This window comes from Rhizobacter sp., assembly GCF_031412075.1.
GTDB lineage: Bacteria > Pseudomonadota > Gammaproteobacteria > Burkholderiales > Burkholderiaceae_C > Rhizobacter.
The window spans coordinates 1-2,737 of record NZ_JANOCG010000344.1 but is presented as its reverse complement, the minus strand read 5'-3'; the positions used below and the strand labels follow the sequence as shown (position 1 = coordinate 2,737).

The following is a 2,737-nucleotide window of genomic DNA, read 5'->3' as shown; positions in this document are numbered from 1 at the left end:
CTGCCGATGCTGGTGATGCTGAAAGAGCACACGCTGCCCGGCGGCGAAACAGTGATGGTGCCCGACCGTTATGTGCGCGCCTCCGATTTCAACGGCAAGCTCGGCCAGGCCAACAACCCCGAGTGGAAGACCGTCGCCCTGGACGAACTGGGCAAGGTGGTGCTGCCGCACGGCGCCATCGGCTTCCGCTGGGGCCCGGACGGCCGTGCCGATGAAGGCCAGTGGAACCTCGAAGCCAAGGAAGCACGCCACGGCAACGCGGTGAAGCTCAAGCTCTCGGTGCTCGAAGGCCCGACGGCCAGCACCGACACCGCCAAGGTCGGCTTCCCGTACTTCGGCGGCATCGAGACCGCCCACTTCACCAAGAACACGCAGACCGACGTGCTGGTGCGCACGGTGCCGGTTCAGCGCATCTCTCTCGGCAAGGCCGGCGACCAACGCGAGGCGCTGGTTGCCACCGTGTTTGACCTGCAGGTCGCCAACTACGGCGTGGCGCGCGGCCTGCCCGGTGAGCTGGCCGCCACCAGCTACGACGACAACACACCCTACACACCGGCCTGGCAAGAGCAGATCACCGGCGTGCCGCGCGAGCAGCTCATCACCGTCGCGCGCCAGTTCGCCGACAACGCCGACAAGACGCACGGCAAGTCGATGGTGATCATCGGCGCGGCCATGAACCACTGGTACCACAGTGACATGAACTACCGCGGCGTCATCAACATGCTGATGATGTGCGGTTGCATCGGCCAGAGTGGTGGTGGTTGGGCCCACTACGTGGGCCAGGAGAAGCTGCGCCCGCAGACCGGTTGGACGGCGCTCGCCTTTGCGCTCGACTGGATCCGCCCGCCGCGCCAGATGAACAGCACCAGCTTCTTTTACGCCCACACCGACCAGTGGCGCTACGAGAAGCTGGGGGTCGACGAGGTGCTCTCGCCGCTGGCCGACAAGAGCAAGTTCGGCGGCAGCATGATCGACTACAACGTGCGCGCCGAGCGCATGGGCTGGCTGCCGTCGGCCCCGCAGTTGCAGACCAACCCGCTGAAGCTGGTGCGTGACGCAGCGGCCGTGGGTGTGGACGCGAAAGAGTTCGCTGTGCAGGCACTCAAGGACGGCAGCCTGAAGATGAGCTGCACCGACCCCGACCACCCCGCCAACTGGCCGCGCAACATGTTCGTGTGGCGCTCCAACATCCTGGGCTCCTCGGGCAAGGGCCACGAATACTTTCTGAAGCACCTGCTGGGCACGACCAACGGCGTGCAGGGCAAGGACCTGGGTGCCGAAGAAGCCAAACCCGAAGAAGTGGTGTGGCACGACAAGGCCCCCGAAGGCAAGCTCGACCTGCTGGTCACGCTCGACTTCCGCATGAGCACCACCTGTCTGTACAGCGACATCGTGCTGCCCACCGCCACCTGGTACGAGAAGAACGACCTCAACACCAGCGACATGCACCCCTTATCCACCCGCTCTCCACTGCGGTGGACCCGGCATGGCAATCACGTTCCGACTGGGACATCTACAAGGGCTTTGCCAAGAAGTTCAGCGAAGTCTGCGTGGGCCACCTCGGCGTGGAACGCGAACTTGTGTTGACACCGCTGATGCACGACAGCCCCGCCGAGCTGGCCCAGCCTTTCGAGGTGCAGGACTGGAAGCGTGGCGAGTGCGAGCTGATCCCCGGCAAGACCGCACCGCAGATGACGGTGGTCGAGCGCGACTACCCGAACGTCTACAAACGCTTCACCGCGCTCGGACCGCTGATGAACAAGGTCGGCAACGGCGGCAAGGGCATTGCCTGGAACACGCAGACCGAGGTGAAGCAGCTCGGCGAGCTGAACGGCATCGTGACTGCCGAAGGCGTGACCTGCGGCATGCCCAAGATCGAGACCGACATCGACGCCTGCGAAGTGGTGCTGCAACTCGCGCCCGAAACCAACGGCCACGTGGCGGTGAAAGCCTGGCAGGCGCTGGGCAAGCAGACCGGGCTCAGCCATGAGCACCTGGCCATCCACCGCGAAGACGAGAAGATCCGCTTTCGCGACATCCAGGCGCAGCCGCGCAAGATCATCAGCTCGCCCACCTGGAGCGGCATCGAGAGCGAGACCGTCTCGTACAACGCCGGCTACACCAACGTGCACGAGATGATCCCCTGGCGCACGCTCACCGGGCGCCAGCAGTTCTACATGGACCACCCGTGGATGCAGGCCTTCGGCGAAGGTTTCTGCAGCTACCGCCCGCCGGTCGACCTGAAGACGACCGCCGGGATCCACGGCATCAAGCCGAACGGCAACCCGGAGATCGCCCTGAACTTCATCACGCCGCACCAGAAGTGGGGCATCCACAGCACCTACACCGACAACCTGCTGATGCTGACGCTGAGCCGCGGCGGGCCGTGCGTGTGGATCAGCGAAGACGATGCGAAGCGCGCGGGCATCATAGATAACGACTGGATCGAGTTGTTCAACCTCAACGGCGCCATCGCGGCACGCGCGGTGGTGAGCCAGCGCGTCAAGCCGGGCATGGTGATGATGTACCACGCGCAGGAAAAGATCGTGAACACGCCAGGCTCCGAGATCACCGGCGCGCGCGGCGGCATCCACAACTCGGTGACGCGCATCGTGCTCAAGCCCACCCACATGATCGGCGGCTATGCGCAGTTCAGCTACGGCTTCAACTACTACGGAACCATCGGCACGAATCGCGACGAATTCGTCGTCGTGCGCAAGATGCGCAAGGTCGACTG

Annotated in this window: 1 pseudogene; it reads left to right on the top strand. The window is 64.6% G+C overall.

The features are described 5' to 3' along the window. Window positions 1–2,737, top strand: a pseudogene (locus RMO40_RS12770) (nitrate reductase subunit alpha); the annotation flags it as partial.